16 protein-coding genes are annotated in these 15,292 nt (G+C 55.1%); 11 read left to right on the top strand and 5 right to left on the bottom strand.

The genetic code is table 11. The annotated features are described in order from the left end of the window. Positions 1–51: 51 nt before the first annotated feature. Positions 52–615: a single-stranded DNA-binding protein SSB1 gene (gene ssb1, locus HFD87_RS16515; RefSeq protein ID WP_010252180.1), complete on the top strand. Its 564-nt coding sequence runs from the start codon at positions 52–54 to the stop codon at positions 613–615. A gap of 71 nt (positions 616–686) precedes the next feature. On the opposite strand, the gene HFD87_RS16510 is transcribed toward ssb1, so the two are convergent. Further along, the gene (locus HFD87_RS16510; RefSeq protein WP_029519506.1) at positions 687–1,208 is read right to left on the bottom strand and encodes an isochorismatase family protein; all 522 of its coding nucleotides are present in this window, start codon (positions 1,206–1,208) and stop codon (positions 687–689) included. Positions 1,209–1,328: 120 nt separating this feature from the next. Between HFD87_RS16510 and HFD87_RS16505 the strand changes: the two genes are divergently transcribed. Both HFD87_RS16505 and HFD87_RS16500 read left to right on the top strand, forming a co-directional pair. Continuing rightward, a complete protein-coding gene (locus tag HFD87_RS16505; protein WP_010252176.1) occupies positions 1,329–2,156 on the top strand; it encodes an AraC family transcriptional regulator in 828 nt (275 codons plus the stop codon). 77 nt (positions 2,157–2,233) lie between these two features. Further along, a complete protein-coding gene (locus HFD87_RS16500; protein ID WP_163799191.1) occupies positions 2,234–3,193 on the top strand; it encodes a DMT family transporter in 960 nt (319 codons plus the stop codon). Positions 3,194–4,117: 924 nt separating this feature from the next. On the opposite strand, the gene HFD87_RS16495 is transcribed toward HFD87_RS16500, so the two are convergent. Further along, a complete protein-coding gene (locus HFD87_RS16495) occupies positions 4,118–4,513 on the bottom strand; it encodes a transposase (RefSeq protein ID WP_003855733.1) in 396 nt (131 codons plus the stop codon). A gap of 525 nt (positions 4,514–5,038) precedes the next feature. Here HFD87_RS16495 and HFD87_RS16490 point away from each other — a divergent pair. Beyond that, the gene (locus tag HFD87_RS16490) at positions 5,039–6,295 is read left to right on the top strand and encodes an oligosaccharide flippase family protein (protein WP_010252170.1); all 1,257 of its coding nucleotides are present in this window, start codon (positions 5,039–5,041) and stop codon (positions 6,293–6,295) included. A gap of 8 nt (positions 6,296–6,303) precedes the next feature. Then, positions 6,304–7,254 carry an ATP-grasp fold amidoligase family protein gene (locus HFD87_RS16485; protein WP_010252168.1) on the top strand — a complete coding sequence of 317 codons (951 nt, stop codon included), beginning with the start codon at positions 6,304–6,306 and terminating at the stop codon, positions 7,252–7,254. 54 nt (positions 7,255–7,308) lie between these two features. Here HFD87_RS16485 and HFD87_RS16480 read toward each other — a convergent pair whose 3' ends face one another. Together HFD87_RS16480 and soxS are read right to left on the bottom strand one after the other, a co-directional pair. Next, positions 7,309–7,590, bottom strand: a complete 282-nt coding sequence (locus HFD87_RS16480; RefSeq protein ID WP_010252166.1) for a YjcB family protein — start codon at positions 7,588–7,590, stop codon at positions 7,309–7,311. Between the two features lie 254 nt (positions 7,591–7,844). Continuing rightward, positions 7,845–8,270: a superoxide response transcriptional regulator SoxS gene (gene soxS, locus HFD87_RS16475; protein ID WP_010252163.1), complete on the bottom strand. Its 426-nt coding sequence runs from the start codon at positions 8,268–8,270 to the stop codon at positions 7,845–7,847. Between the two features lie 100 nt (positions 8,271–8,370). Between soxS and soxR the strand changes: the two genes are divergently transcribed. The 4 genes from soxR to HFD87_RS16455 all read left to right on the top strand — a co-directional run bounded on the left by soxR (position 8,371) and on the right by HFD87_RS16455 (position 13,064). Next, the gene (soxR, locus tag HFD87_RS16470) at positions 8,371–8,856 is read left to right on the top strand and encodes a redox-sensitive transcriptional activator SoxR (protein WP_010252161.1); all 486 of its coding nucleotides are present in this window, start codon (positions 8,371–8,373) and stop codon (positions 8,854–8,856) included. Positions 8,857–8,895: 39 nt separating this feature from the next. Then, positions 8,896–9,561, top strand: a complete 666-nt coding sequence (locus tag HFD87_RS16465) for a glutathione S-transferase family protein (RefSeq protein WP_167423699.1) — start codon at positions 8,896–8,898, stop codon at positions 9,559–9,561. A 358-nt stretch (positions 9,562–9,919) separates the two neighbouring features. Further along, on the top strand, positions 9,920–11,269 hold the full coding sequence (locus HFD87_RS16460) for an NCS2 family permease (protein ID WP_167423685.1): 1,350 nt from the start codon (positions 9,920–9,922) through the stop codon (positions 11,267–11,269). 145 nt (positions 11,270–11,414) lie between these two features. Further along, entirely contained in the window at positions 11,415–13,064 is a 1,650-nt protein-coding gene (locus tag HFD87_RS16455; protein WP_010252155.1) for a Na+/H+ antiporter, read from the top strand. 44 nt (positions 13,065–13,108) lie between these two features. Here the strand turns inward: HFD87_RS16455 and HFD87_RS16450 are convergent, their stop codons facing one another. Then, positions 13,109–14,011 carry a LysR family transcriptional regulator gene (locus tag HFD87_RS16450; RefSeq protein WP_010252153.1) on the bottom strand — a complete coding sequence of 301 codons (903 nt, stop codon included), beginning with the start codon at positions 14,009–14,011 and terminating at the stop codon, positions 13,109–13,111. Between the two features lie 103 nt (positions 14,012–14,114). On the opposite strand from HFD87_RS16450, the gene HFD87_RS16445 reads away from it, so the two are divergent. Beyond that, a complete protein-coding gene (locus HFD87_RS16445) occupies positions 14,115–14,540 on the top strand; it encodes a CidA/LrgA family protein (protein ID WP_010672051.1) in 426 nt (141 codons plus the stop codon). Beyond that, positions 14,533–15,228: an LrgB family protein gene (locus tag HFD87_RS16440; protein WP_010252149.1), complete on the top strand. Its 696-nt coding sequence runs from the start codon at positions 14,533–14,535 to the stop codon at positions 15,226–15,228. The genes HFD87_RS16445 and HFD87_RS16440 overlap by 8 nt, the downstream gene beginning before the upstream one ends. The last annotated feature ends 64 nt before the right edge of the window (positions 15,229–15,292 follow it).

Here is a 15,292-nt window from a genome sequence, read left to right as displayed (position 1 = left end):
TTAGAATTGATAGATTAGACTGTATGCATTAACTCATCGGGAGACAGCAACATGGCCAGTCGTGGCGTTAACAAAGTGATTCTTGTCGGGAATCTGGGTCAGGATCCGGAAGTACGTTATATGCCAAATGGTGGCGCTGTTGCCAACATTACGCTGGCTACGTCGGAAAGCTGGCGCGACAAGCAGACCGGTGAAAACAAAGAGATCACTGAGTGGCACCGTGTGGTGCTGTTTGGCAAACTGGCTGAAGTCGCGGGTGAATACCTGAAAAAAGGGTCGCAGGTCTATATCGAAGGCCAGCTGCGCACCCGTAAATGGCAGGATCAGGGTGGCCAGGAGCGTTACACCACCGAAGTCGTGGTTAACGTTGGTGGTACCATGCAGATGCTGGGTGGCCGTCAGCAGGGCGGTAATGCCGGTGCAGGCGCTCCAGCCGGTGGTGGCGCGCAGGGCGGTGGCAACAACAATGGCTGGGGTCAGCCGCAGCAGCCGCAGGGCAACAATAACCAGTTCAGTGGCGGCGCGCAGTCCCGTCCGCAGCCGCAGCCACAGAGCGCGCCGGCCAGCAACAACAACGAACCACCAATGGATTTCGACGACGATATTCCGTTCTGATTCCGTTGGCCAGAGAGTACAAAAAAAGCCCGCTTTGCGGGCTTTTTTTATGCGCGGCGTCTGGCGGCCAGCTACGACCATTCCGCCAGAATCGCCTCCGTGCTCAGCACACGCGGCACGTTGCCGGGGATCAGCAGTGAGGCCCACACGTCATTGTGCTGGTTAATCAGTGCTTCGGCGCTGACCCAGCGGCGATCTGCCGTGGTGTGCGCATCGGCGGCAACGGTAATCGCATAGCCCGCACTGGCACCGACTTTTATCGTGGTATCCAGGCAGTAGTCAGTGGCACAACCGCACACCACAAATTCCTCTACCGCCAGCCTCTTTAACAGCGCGGCCAGGTCGGTGTGCCAGAAGCTGTCGCAGGCAGTTTTAGTCACATAGTGTGCGCCAGCAGGCTGAGCGATTTCCGGCAGCAGCCCGAAAGCCGCATTACCCTCGCACATCTCGCCTTCGCGGTGCTGGATAAATATTGTGATATCGGCGCGTTCGGTCAGCCGGTTAATCTGTGCAATCCTTCCCGCTGTGTCGAAGCGTGGCGTGCTGAAGACGCCATTCTGCATATCAATGACCACGACTACCCGCTGTGCCATGCTTGATCCCATCTGGTTTGAAAAAAACAGTGTTACCTGAGGCATTGTGGAAAGCAATCTTTTGCATTTTCCCCCCTGTCACAGGCATGCTAAACCGACTGGTTAAATAAGGAGAGAGAAGTGGAAGGTGTTCCGGCGAGTTTCCCCTGTGAGAAAGACCGCGCCCGGTTTCAGCAACTCGCCGAACTGCCCGGTGTGGAACTCTATCAGGCCCACATCTCCCGCTACGCATTTGAACCCCATACCCATGAAGCCTTTGGTATCGGCACCATTGAAGCGGGCGCGCAACGCTTTCGCTACCGCGGCACCGAATATACTGCGCCGGAGAACTCGCTGGTCATGATGAATCCGGATGAACTGCATACCGGTGAGTCAGCGTGTGAAGAGGGCTGGCGCTACCAGATGATCTACATTCAGCCGCAGCTGATGGATGAACTGACCGGCGATCGCGGCTGGTGGTTCAACGAGGCGCTGTTGACCGATCCGCGCGTGGCGCGGCCGCTCTCCCGCACGCTGGCGACACTCTGGCAGGCGGAATCACCACTGGCGCGCCAGAGCCTGCTGGCTGAACTGCTGTTGCAGATTCGTCCGCTGGCACGCATGTCCTCACAGGGCAGACCGGATGCACGGCATCGTTTTGATCAGGTAAGAGATTTTCTGCGCGCAAACCTCGCAGAACCGGTGCGGCTGGATGAGCTGGCGGCGCTGGCCTCGCTTTCGCCGTGGCACTTCTTACGCGCCTTTCGTCAGCACTATCACGTTACGCCGCATCAGATGCTGATGGCTTTCCGGCTTTACGACGCCAAGCAAAGGCTGGCACAGGGTGAAGCGGCTGCCAGCGTTGCGGCGGCGGTGGGATTAACCGATCAGGCCCATCTGACCCGCGCCTTTGCAAACCGTTATGGCATCACGCCGGGCCGCTATCAAAAGCAGGTGCGCCAGCCCTGATACCACCGCAATCTGCTACAAGCATTCCCCGCCCGAACCCGCCACACTGAACGAAAAAGCTATATAAGGAAGAAATTATGTTTGCTGGTGTCATGTTTGCCGTCACCGCCGGACTGCTGTGGGGGCTGATCTTTGTCGGGCCGCTGCTGGTGCCTGACTATCCTGGCGCGCTGCAATCGGCGGGACGTTATGTGGCGTTTGGGCTGATTGCGCTGCCGCTGGCCCGGCACGGTCGTCATCGCCTGCGCAAGCTGGCCCGGGCTGACTGGCGTGAAGCGGTAAAGCTCTCGCTGGTGGGAAACCTCTTCTACTATGCGTTTCTGGCGAACGCCATTCAGCGCACTGGCGGACCGGTCTCCACCATGATTATCGGCACGCTGCCGGTGGTGATCGCTGTGACGGCCAATCTCTGTTACGGCCATCTTGAAGGACGCCTGCCGTGGCGGCGGCTGTTTCCGGCACTGGTCATGATGGCGGCCGGATTACTCTGCGTGAATGCGGCGGAGCTACAGAGTCAGGGCCACACCCTTGATCTCAGCCGTTATCTGACCGGTATCGCGCTGGCGCTGCTGGCTGTGGTCTGCTGGACCTGGTATCCGCTGCGCAATGCCCGCTGGCTGCGTACACATCCCGAACTGCGGCCCTCGACCTGGGCAACAGCGCAGGGAGTCGTGACGCTGCCGATGGCGCTAATCATGTACGCGCTGGTCAGCGCGCAGCTCGCCTGGCAACAGCCGGCTTTTTCGCTGCCGTTTGGGCCGCGTCCTGCGGTGTTTATCTCCCTGATGCTGGCGATTGGTCTGCTCTGTTCCTGGCTCGGGACCTTATGCTGGAACGCTGCCAGCCAGCGTCTGCCCACCGTACTGATGGGGCCACTGATTGTTTTTGAGATACTTTTTGGTCTGTTGTGGACTTTTCTCTGGTATCAAAGCTGGCCACCCCTGCTCACCGTGACGGGCATTGTTTGTCTGATGGCTGGTGTCCTGTGGGCAATGCGCATTAAACCGCAGCCTCTCGTCGTCGCGATTAAAGAGTAAACCGCGAAGATCGCCAAAAGACCTCTGCCGCGCGGATAACACGCCGCGCGGCTTTTTAAGATTAAACCCTACCCCGATTTGCTCGCTCTCCGGCAGATTTGTGCCGCGAAATCGATTTCATGCCTCTGCGTAATCGTGCCTTTACCCCCGAAAGCCTCTCTCATCCCCCTTTTGTCAGTGAAAAAACGGGACTGATGGTCTCCTGAACATAGCCATGTTTAGCGTTGCCAGGGAGGAACTGTTCAGATATCGGTCATTAATCAGGAAAAATCGCGCAGCATTATGGACGTTATGCTTTTATCAGCGGCTTTTTATTGCGGTATGGTCCTGAGAAAGGGAGGCTGAAAACCACTATTAACTTCACTCAGTGATGAATGAGTAAGAAAACTCCGCCGCTGCGTTAATAATTAAAGATTAATCTCTGGCATCAATGATGCGCAATGAAGAGAGCGAAAAGATAGACACATAACGTTAGTGATAAGGAGCAATAAACTATTTATCCTGGATTAATCCTGGAGAAAGTATATGCCATTAACCCATTCCCCGGAATTAAACGCAGCCGCAAAAATTTGAGTCAGGTCCAGCATTAACTCAAATATACGGTGATTGTTTTTTGTGCGATGTTTAAATTGGCTTAATGATATTGAGACGATTTAGTTCCGACGATTAGCTGGGCTTACGTAAGAAAGGGAGGGCCCAATCCCGCGTAAACGAGATTGGGAAGGGAAGAGTAGCCGTAGAATGCGAGACGTTTGCTGTTGTGAATCAATTTTACCGCAAAAAAAGAAGCTTAGCCGTGAAGCCATTCATTAGTTATAAATGGAGCGGAAAAGGGTGCCGCAATTGTCCTGTTAAATGATCTTCATCTCTTCTGGTAAGAACAAATCTCAGCGTTAAGTCTAAAAAGCGCGGTAGCATTGGGGTTTAGCGGTTCTCCGTGCCTGACGGATAATGGTATACGCTGCGACTGATATCTAATAAGCGGCAGCTGCGACGGGTGCCGATGTCAAAGGTGGCCTGCAGGAAATCCACAGCCTGACGTTTTTCATTAGTGGTAAAGAAGTGCTTCAGAACGCTCTGCAGCATCTCTTTGTCCGAGTTGAGCGTCTGCAGTTCACGCGTGATGTTCTGCAGTTTTTCTTCCAGCTCTTTGATTTTTCTGCCTTCTTCCGAAGACAACCCAGAAAACTTCTTCTTCCAGCTGTAGAACGTGGCTTCAGAGATGCCTAACTCTTCACAAATCTCTCTGACTTTCACGCCCGATTCAGAAGCTTTAATGGCATTTGTGATTTGATCTTCGCTGTATCGTGACTTTCTCATAAATGCTCTTACCTTTCTTATCGATTAATGGATGAGAATGACTTTAATAATTTCTGGCACTGTAAGATTCTATTAAGGCAGTATTAAAGTGCGCGAATTGAATTGCGAAGCCTAAATTAAGATATTTAGAATAAATATCATCATGGGATAAATCTTATTTTATTCTTATCCGGTGGGCGTGCCTTCCTGGAGGGGGATTTTTGTTATAAATTCATCGCATCCAAAATACGAAAAAATTCTACGTACATTGGATATTTAGCCTGACCGACTTGATTAATATGGCGGGAAGGGCTCTTAAAGGTTGTTTTATTTTCAGCCTGAAATCGTTTCCATCTGAAGTGATTCGCGCCATTTATAATAAGAATTATCCTGAATTAACACTCCGGATCATGATTTACATCTCAATTTTCGGACCAGCTTGGTCTGAAGTCTTACATTTTCGCCAGGCCCACTGAGCGCTTATTAATTCGTTACAGGGATGTTGTACCGAAGCGGTTGTAGTTGAGTAATACTAAGGAAGAGTCGATGAAATTGAGCGTAATGTCTAATGCCGCCTGGATGATGTCTGAGAAGATCATCTCCGTTTTTGGCGTCATTTTTGTGACGTCTTACGTGGCGAAATCCTTTGGCCCAACGGTGTTTGGCCAGATGGCGTTTTCTACTTCACTATTTGCGATGGTGCAAACCGTTGCAATCTTTGGCACCGAAACCATTCTGTTTAAACGCGTCAGCAAAAATGCGTCAAAAGGCCTGCGCCTGATGACCATCGCCCGCACGATGAGAATGGTGCTGTTGCTGGTCACTTCGGTGCCAGTCTTAATCTGGGTCTGGTACAACATGCAGGAAAATTTCCTGGCGTTTGCACTGGCCTCATTTGTTGCCTCGGTTTTTGTCACCCAGGACACCTTCAGCGTTTATAACAACGCGCGTCTTGCCTCGCGTCTTAACACCATCGCCAACGCCGTGGGCATGCTGCTGAGTTTCGGCATCAGCTTCACCGTCGCCTGGCTGCGTCTTAATCCGCTCTGGCTGACGCTGTCGATTGTCGCAGTGACTCTGGTGCCTTACCTGATTAAGCGTCACAACTTCTATCAGGACCATCAGGATCAGATGCCACCACGCGAAAAGCGCACGGCCTATCTGCGTTATCTGATGTATGCCGGTCTGCCGCTGGCGATCTCCAGCATCTTTATCTCTGTGCAGGTAAAAGCGGCGCAGATGTTCCTGGCAGGCACGGCACCCGCGCGCGACCTCGGGCTGTTTGCGGCGGCGAATACCATTTCCGCCTCATGGATTTTTATCCCGGTGGCGCTCATCACCTCCTGCTTCACTGAAATCTTCAGGGAGCGCGGCGAGGTCGCCATTAAGCTGGCTGCGCGGCTCAATGGCTATGTTATGGCCGTTTCATTGCTGATGCTGCTGATCATTTCGCTTTATGGCGAGCGGATCATCATTGCGTTGTACGGCCCGGAATTCACACAGTCAGGAAGTCTCATTACGTTGCTGTCGATAGCGACCAGCTTTTCGGCAATGGGGACCGTAGCGTATCGCTACATGGTCAAAGAGGGAGGATTTAACTACTTGCTGAGGAAAATCATCTGCCTGATGGTCATCAGTTTGCCGCTCTCCTGGTGGTTGATCCAGGGTCACGGCATCATGGGGGCCGCGTGGAGCGTTTTCCTTTCAGAACTTTTGTCCCTGACCGTAATGAATTACTTCTTTAAAAACGGCGTCATTCAAAAGATTCAGGTTTCCTCACTCAACTACAAAACATACAAATGAGGTCAGATATGCTCAAGTTGAAAGAAGAACTCAGAAGAAGTGTGCAGTATTTTATTAAGAAGATGCCCTGGGCTTATCAGGACCGCATCTACTACTTCCATAAGTTCAGAAAGCTGCCCAATCTGCGTCAGCCAAAAGTGTTCAACGAGAAGGTGTTGTACCGTAAGTTTATCTTCGGCGATTACCAGAGCTATGGTCGTCTGTCAGATAAGTACTCGGTGCGCGAATTCATTGCTGAAAAAATCGGTAATGAATACCTGATCCCGCTGGTACACGAAACGACTGACCCGACCACGCTGAACAGCTTACCCTGCTGGAAGGGGACGGTGATCAAGCCGAACCACGCCTCCAACATGGTAGAGATTCTGCTGGAGGAGCCGGACGCACTGCGCAAGCAGCAGATCATTCATGACTGCTATCGCTGGCTGAAGACCGACTTCGCCAACGAAGCGCGTGAGATTCACTATCGCTACATCAAGCCACGTATCCTGGTTGAGAAGTACATTGGTGATGGCAAAAGCGCGCCCATTGATTACAAGTTTCATATGTTCAACAAGCGTGATGGCAAGTTCGAATATGTGCTGCAGGTGATCTACAACCGCTGCCAGCCGCTGCTGTCGATGAATTTCTACGTGAATAACCTCAATGAGGCCTATCACAAGATTCGCGATACCGGTCTGGATGTCTCACCGATTATGCCGTCACTGGAACATGCGCTCGAACTGAGCAAGAAGCTGGCCAGTGATTTCGACTACGTGCGTGTGGACTGGTATATCCATGACGAGCGCATCTACTTTGGCGAACTGACCTTCACCCCAGGTGCAGGACTGGTCACCGGATTAGATCGTGGTTTAAATCAGATGATGGGAGATATGTGGATTCAGGACCGCCGCGGAACGCAGAGCCCGGGCGTTACAGTGCAGGATGTTAATATCCCTGCCATGTTGAAGAAAATTTAAGCACACACAGCAATATAAAAAACCCCGCTAAGCGGGGTTTTTTATGCGCAAAAATCAGGGCATCGGCCAGTCAGCAGGCGCCTGGCTCATCACATCGATAAAGGCATGCTTTGAGATTTCCAGAAAGTTATGCACGTTATCCATACTCAGGGTAATGCCCATCAGACCGGTAACAAACCAGCAGGTCATGCCTAAACCAATCCCGCCACACATAAATGCCATCACGTGACGGCTATCCTGACGAAGTTTGGTTTTCAGGGTGCTGGCAAAAAACATCATGATTGCGCTCAGCAATTCCCAACGCATAACAAGTAAACTGGCGGTTAACGTAGCCATCGGCCGGACCTCAATATCAGTAAGTATTCCTGACAATCTGCGGACATCACCGGCGGCGGAAAAGTGTGTCAGGGGGTGCTTTTTCGCCGTCAACCCAGGTTCAAAGTGTGACTTGGGTCACATTATATCACCCGATTTTAAATTTTGAACAAAATTTGACTCTGGTATGGTAGCGGCGTGAGGGAATAGTGAGCAGTAGAAGAAGAACGGCGGGGAAATCAGTCAGATGCGCCCGGGCGGGCGCATCTGAGGGGTCAACGAACCGGACAGCACTCGCCGGTCGTGCGCTGGGTGAAGCTACTGATACCGTCATTGCAGCCAAAACTCAGCAGGCGAGGGCGCTGAATCGCCTGGCGGCGCATGGTATGGCGGTAAGCGGTAGGCGTCTGTGAAAACTGACGACGAAACACACGGGAGAAGGTCTGCTGCGAGTCATAGCCATACTGCATCGCGATATCAAAAACCGGCCGCTGTGTCTGTGACAGCGCTTCCGCTGCCAGCGTCAGACGGCGCTCGCGAATATAGCCACCCAGCGTCTGTTTCGTTACCGAACGGAACATACGCTGCAGATGCCATTTCGAATAGCCCGATTTTGCGGCAACCTCATCGATCGACAGGCTCTTATCCAGGTTCTGGTCAATCCAGTGCGTCAGGGAATGAATGATCTCTTCTTGCATCATGGTCTCATCCTTCTGGTGCTTAATAAGCGGTAATGGGAGTTTAGTGGTTTTGATGGAGAGCGAGTATAATTCCTCAAGTTAACTTGAGGTAAAGAGTCTGATGAAAAAAGAACGCAACTATCCGAAACCGGTCTTAACACCGGGTGAAGTGGCGCGCCGCAGCGGTGTGGCGGTTTCGGCGCTGCACTTTTATGAGACAAAAGGACTTATTTTCAGCACCCGCAACAGCGGCAATCAGCGGCGATACAGCCGTGACGTGCTGCGACGCGTCGCGATTATCAAGATTGCGCAGCGTATCGGCATTCCGCTGGCAACGGTCAGTGACAGCCTGGATCACATTCCGCCTGACAAGCGCATGTCGACACCGGAGTGGGATGCGCTGACGCAGCACTGGCGCGAAGAGCTGGATAAGCGCATTGAAACCCTGACCCGCCTGCGTAATGACCTGGATGGCTGTATCGGCTGCGGCTGTTTGTCGATGCGCGACTGCCCGCTGCGCAATCCCGGCGACCGGCTGGGTCAGCAGGGCTCGGGTGCGGTGCTGCTTGACCCGGAACAGGATGATAAACATCCGGATGTGGAGTGACGTCTATACTTGGTGAAGGTCAAAACACAGGGAATCATGATGATCACCGTTCACCATCTTGAGAAATCGCGCTCGCATCGGGTGCTGTGGCTGCTGGAAGAGCTGGAAGTGCCGTACCAGATTAAACGCTATCAACGCGAACCGACCATGCTGGCCCCGGAGGCGCTGAAAAAAGTGCATCCACTGGGAAAATCACCGGTCATTACCGACGGGAACCAGGTAGTGGCAGAGTCAGGTGCCATTCTCGAATATCTTGAAGAGAAATATGATCACGAGTTCCGGCTCAAAGTGAGTGATGAGGCGTCGCGGCTGCAGTGCCGCTACTGGCTGCACTATGCCGAAGGCTCGCTGATGCCGCTGCTGGTGATGAAGCTGATCTTCGTTCAGATGGGTAAAGCACCGGTGCCGTGGCTGCTGCGCCCGGTCGGGGCGGCATTCGGTAAAGGCGTGCAGAAGGCGTTTCTGGATAAACAGCTTAAGCCACACATGCAGATGATCGAACAGCATCTGGCTGCAAATCCCTGGTTCGCCGGTCAGCGCTTCAGTATCGCTGATATCCAGATGAGCTTTCCGCTGCTGGCGCTTGCGCGACGTGCCGGACTGGAGCAGATGCCCGCCAGCCAGAAATGGCTGCAGACTGTGCAACAGCGTGCCGCCTGGCAGCGCGCGATCGATCAGGGCGGTGAGCTTTCGCTGCCAGGTTAATTCCCCTCTTCCACTGGCGGGTCGTGTCTCATCACGGCTGCGCCAGTGCGCATCCCCCTGAAAATCGCGTTAACTTCAGGGCGTCAGCGTTTGACGTCGGCCTGGGCCACGTGGCTGCTGGCGACTTAAGCCTGATCTTTATGCTGAAGAATCTCCCTCTGACAGTTGAAAATGTGCCGCTAAACGCCGGATAATCGCATGCCTTTTTATCTGGCCGCTTCTGGCGGCCAACTATCTGCGGCAAGGTAAACGTTTGCCTGCCTGGTAAAACCCGACAGTGACGCCGTCTACCCGCTTATTCCAGGGACAGCGATGGTCGCAGAGCGATCCACACAACAAAAATTTTTGAGGCTCAACTATGTCAACTGAATCACGCCCGGCCAGTGGAAAACTGGACGCCTGGTTCTCGATCTCGGCGCGCGGCAGCAGCGTGCGCCAGGAAATTCTGGCCGGACTTACCACCTTCCTGGCGATGGTCTACTCCGTTATCGTGGTGCCGGGAATGCTGGGCAAGGCCGGTTTTCCCCCTACTGCCGTGTTTGTCGCCACCTGCCTGGTTGCCAGCTTTGGTTCCATCATCATGGGACTGTGGGGCAATCTGCCGATGGCAATTGGCTGTGCAATCTCCTTAACCGCCTTTACCGCTTTCAGCCTCGTGCTGGGCCAGCACATCAGCGTGCCGGTCGCGCTGGGCGCGGTGTTCCTGATGGGCCTGTTGTTTACCCTGATCTCAGTGACCGGCATTCGAGCCTGGATCCTGCGTAACCTGCCGATGGGCGTGGCGCACGGCACCGGCGTCGGAATTGGCCTGTTTTTGCTGCTGATTGCGGCTGACGGTGTAGGCCTGGTAGTGAAAAACCCGGCACCGGGCCTGCCGGTGGCGCTGGGGCACTTCACCACTTTTCCGGTAATGATGACGCTGCTGGGACTGGCAGCAATTATTGGACTGGAGAAGCGCCGGATGCCCGGCGGTATTCTCATGACAATTATCGCCATTTCGCTGCTGGGGCTGATTTTCGATCCGGCGGTGAGCTACAAAGGATTGTTTGCGCTGCCGAGCCTGCGTGATGCCAGCGGTGAGTCGCTGCTGTTCAGCCTCGACATTATGGGCGCGATGCAGCCGGTCGTGCTGCCAAGCGTGCTGGCACTGGTGATGACGGCGGTCTTTGACGCGACCGGCACCATTCGCGCGGTCGCGGGTCAGGCAAATCTGCTGGATAAACAGGGCCAGATTATCAATGGTGGCCGTGCGCTGACTAGCGACTCCGTCAGCAGCCTGTTCGCGGGTCTGGTGGGCGCGTCACCGGCTGCGGTTTATATCGAATCGGCGGCAGGAACGGCGGCGGGGGGTAAAACCGGTCTTACCGCGATTGTGGTCGGCCTGCTGTTCCTTGCCATTCTGTTTATGTCACCGCTGGCGTATCTGGTGCCGGCTTACGCCACCGCGCCTGCATTAATGTATGTGGGTTTGCTGATGCTCAGTAATGTGGCGAAAGTCGACTTTAATGATTTTGTCGATGCGATGTCGGGCCTGTTAACGGCGGTGATTATCGTGCTCACCTGTAACATCGTCACGGGCATTATGATCGGTTTCGCCAGCCTGGTCGTGGGGCGTCTCTTCGCGGGGGAATGGCGCAAGCTCAACGTCGGCACCGTCATTATTGCTATCGCGCTGGTGGCGTTTTACGCCGGTGGCTGGGCGATCTGACTGTACAATCGGGCGTGCGGCTGCACGTCCGGAATTTTTCACTATTTTCCCGCCCGGCGCACGCGTAGCTGACAATCTTCACCGCAGTTTGTTTTACACTTTAGCGCTTAACCAATGATTGAAAGAAACGACGCCTAAGGAAAGCATGGAAATCTTTTTTACAATTCTCATCATGACGCTGGTCGTGTCGCTCTCTGGCGTCGCGGCCCGCATTCTCCCTTTTCAGATCCCGTTGCCGCTGGTCCAGATCGCTGTTGGTGCGATGCTGGCCTGGCCAACTTTTGGTCTGCATGTCGACTTTGATCCGGAGCTGTTTCTGGTGCTCTTTATTCCGCCGCTGCTGTTCGCGGATGGCTGGAAGACGCCGATCAGTGAGTTCCTGCATCATGGTCGCGAGATAATTGGCTTAGCACTGGCGCTGGTCCTGATTACCGTGATCGGCATCGGCTATCTGATCTACTGGCTGGTACCAGGTATCCCGCTGATCCCTGCCTTTGCGCTGGCGGCGGTGCTGTCACCGACCGATGCCGTGGCGCTCTCAGGCATTGTCGGTGAAGGCCGTATTCCCAAGAAGATTATGTCGATCGTGCAGGGCGAAGCCCTGATGAATGACGCATCGGGCCTGGTATCGCTGAAATTTGCCGTGGCAGTCGCCATGGGTACCATGGTGTTTACCTGGGGCGGTGCCAGCGTTGAGTTCCTGAAAGTGGCGGTGGGTGGTCTGATTGCGGGTGTCGCGATCTGCTGGCTCTACGGTAAGTCACTGCGCCTGCTCAGCCGCTGGAGCGGTGACGATCCGGCTACCCAGACCGTACTGCTGCTGCTGCTGCCGTTCGCCTCTTACCTGATTGCTGAACATCTTGGTGTCTCAGGCATCCTGGCGGCCGTGGCTGCCGGTATGACCATCACCCGTTCCGGTATTATTCGTCAGGCACCGCTGGCGATGCGCCTGCGTGCCAACAGCGTCTGGCAGATGCTGGAGTTCGTCTTTAACGGCATGGTCTTCCTGATGCTGGGCCTGCAGTTGCCGGATATTCTGCAGACCTCTGTTGATCAGGCGCAGGCCGATCCGAACGTCGAGCTCTGGATGCTGTTTGCCGATATCGGGCTGGTCTATGCCGCGCTGATGATCGTGCGTTTTGGCTGGCTGTGGATTATGCAGCGCTTCAGCAAACGCCTGCTGAAGAAGAAGCCGCTGGAGTTCTCCAACTACTCGTTGCGTGAACTGCTGATCGCCTCCTTTGCGGGTGTGCGCGGCGCGATTACCCTGGCCGGTGTCCTGTCGATTCCGCTGTTCCTGACCAACGGCGAGCCTTTCCCGGCGCGTTATGAACTGGTCTTTATCGCCACCGGCGTGATTCTCTTCTCGCTGTTGGTAGGGGTAGTGATTCTGCCGATTCTGCTGCGCGGCATTGATACTATTGATAAAGGCGCACACCGTCGCGAGTTGCAGAATGCGCGTGCGGTAATGGCAGGCGCAGCCATTGAGAGCCTGCACAAGATGGAAGAGCGGCTGGAGAATGAGTCGGAAGAGAACATCGATCCGGAGCTGCTTAAAGAGGTGAGTCTGCGGGTAATTGGCAACTTACGTCGTCGCGCCGAAGGGAAGAATGACCTTGAACACGCGCTGTTCGCTGAGAACCTGGAGCGTCGCTTCCGCCTGACCGGACTGCGTGCCGAACGTGCTGAGGTCTATCATCTGCGCGCCACCCAGCAAATCTCCAATGAGACGATGCAGAAGTTACTGCACGACCTGGATCTGCTGGAAGCGCTGCTGATCGAAAAAGAGGAGTAAGTCCTGACTGGCACGCCTGCGCGTTAATGCGGCGTGCCAGCCTTTCACACCGACAGGCGCGGCGGCTCATCCGGCCAATGCTCGCGACAACAGGCTATCCACGCCTGCGCACTGCGCGACAGATAACTCCCTTCCCGCCAGATCAATCCCAGACTCCACTTCAGCTCCGATTCCAGCGGCAGCCACAGCAGCGACTGCTTATCCAGCCGCTGACAGATCGGCTCCGGCAGAATCGCCAGCCCCATCTCCGCCTGCACCATCGCCGCCAGAAAATCCCACTGTCCGCTGCGAACCGCCACCGTTGGCGTCAGGTTGAGCCGCTGAAACGCCTGCATCAGCTGACGATTCAGTGAGAACTCCTCATTAAAAATCAGCAGTGGATGCTCTGCCAGTTCTGCCAGTCCAATCTGCTGGCGGCTGAGCCACTCCGGGCGACGCGGCAGCAGTACGCAGAGCGGATGATGCATCAGGGGCAGGGTGTTCAGCGGCAGCTCGGCATCGACCGGTAGCGCGGTCAGGGCGATATCCAGACTGCCCGCCAGCACCGCCTGCTGGACGGTCAGACCGCCGAATTCAGAGATTTTCAGCTTCACACCGGGATAGCGGCGGCGAAACGCGGAAATCGAACCGGCGATCTGCATACCGACCATCGGCGGAATACCCAGTCGCAGCTCACCGGTTTTGAGCTGGTTGATGTCACCAATCTCCGCTTCCAGCTGATGAAACTCCTGCAGGATCGCCAGGCCGCGCTGATAGACCGCCTGGCCGCTGTCGGTGAGGTGCAGACGACGACCATCGCGCAGGATCAGCGTGCAGCCCAGCTCCTCCTCCAGCTGGCGCAACATTTTGCTGATGGTCGGTTGCGTCACAAACAGCTTCTGCGCCGCACGGGTAAAGCTCTGCTGGCGTACGACTTCAGTAAAGTAACGCAGGGCGCGGACATCCATAACTATTCCTTTCAGGCATGATTTCGATAATTTTAATTCATTTTTTTCACCTTCTGTTGACGATTTATACTGGTGACATCAATTTAATCGGGGAGACAAGGTGATGGCGTTAGCGCTCACTTTACGCAGCAACCGCGCAGTGCAATGGCTCAGCCTGCCGCTCCAGCTGGGTTTCTATATCGGCCTGTTTATCGCCTGCGACCGGCTGGTGAGCTGGCTGCATCTGCCGCTGCCCGCCAATATCGTCGGGATGCTGCTGCTGCTGGCGTTAATCGTGACGCGGATTGTGCCGCTGAACTGGGTGAAAGCCGGATCACGCTGGCTGCTGGCCGAGATGCTGCTGTTCTTTATTCCGGCGGTGGTGGCGGTGGTAAACTATGGCGATCTGCTGCGGGTTGATGGCTGGCGCATCTGTGTGGTGATCGGCGTCAGTACGCTGCTGGTGCTGGCCTCGACTGCCTGGGTGGTGGACCGGCTTTATCAGTATGAAGTCGCGCGCGCCGCGCGTAAGCAGGATCCGCATGCGTGATTTTCTGCTCAGCCTGCTGTGTGTAGCCGTTACGCTGCTGGTTTATGCGCTGAATAAACGGCTTTATCGCCGCTGGCGGACGCTGCTGCTGATGCCACTGGTGATGACGCCGCTGGTGCTGGTGGCATTGCTGCTGCTGACGCATATCAGCTGGCAGGATTACATCGCCGAAAACCACTGGCTGCTCTGGCTGCTGGGGCCAGCGACGCTGGCGTTTGCGGTGCCGGTCTATGAGAACGTGGAAATTATTAAGCGCCACTGGCTGTCGCTGAGCGCGGGCGTAGTGACCGCGACGCTGGTCGCCGTCTGCAGTTCCGTCTGGCTGGCGCGGCTGTTAACCCTGCCGGAGTCGATTCAGCGCAGCCTGGCCGTGCGCTCTATCACCACGCCGTTTGCGCTGGCTGCGGCGGGTCCGATTGGCGGGCAGCCCGATCTGGTAGCGCTGTTTGTGGTGATTACAGGCGTGTTTGGCATGGCAATCGGCGACGTGCTGTTTCTGCGGCTCGCCATTAAGCAGGGCGTGGCGAAAGGCGCGGGATTCGGTGCGGCGTCACACGGTGCCGGCACGGCACGCGCCTATCAGATTGGCGAGCAGGAGGGCGTGGTCGCCAGCCTGGTGATGATGCTCTCTGGCGTGGTGACCGTGGTGCTGGCCCCGCTGATTGGGCACCTGATGTGGACAATATAGGCTACACTCCGTCGCACAGACGCTGGTCTGCGCTGAGACACGTATTTTTACGTAAAGTTTTCCA

Origin of the sequence: Pantoea sp. EKM21T, from assembly GCF_011800405.1 — a bacterium.
GTDB classification, from domain to species: Bacteria; Pseudomonadota; Gammaproteobacteria; order Enterobacterales; family Enterobacteriaceae; genus Pantoea; species Pantoea agglomerans.
Note: the sequence above shows the minus strand (reverse complement) of the source record. Positions and strands in the feature narration are given on the sequence as shown.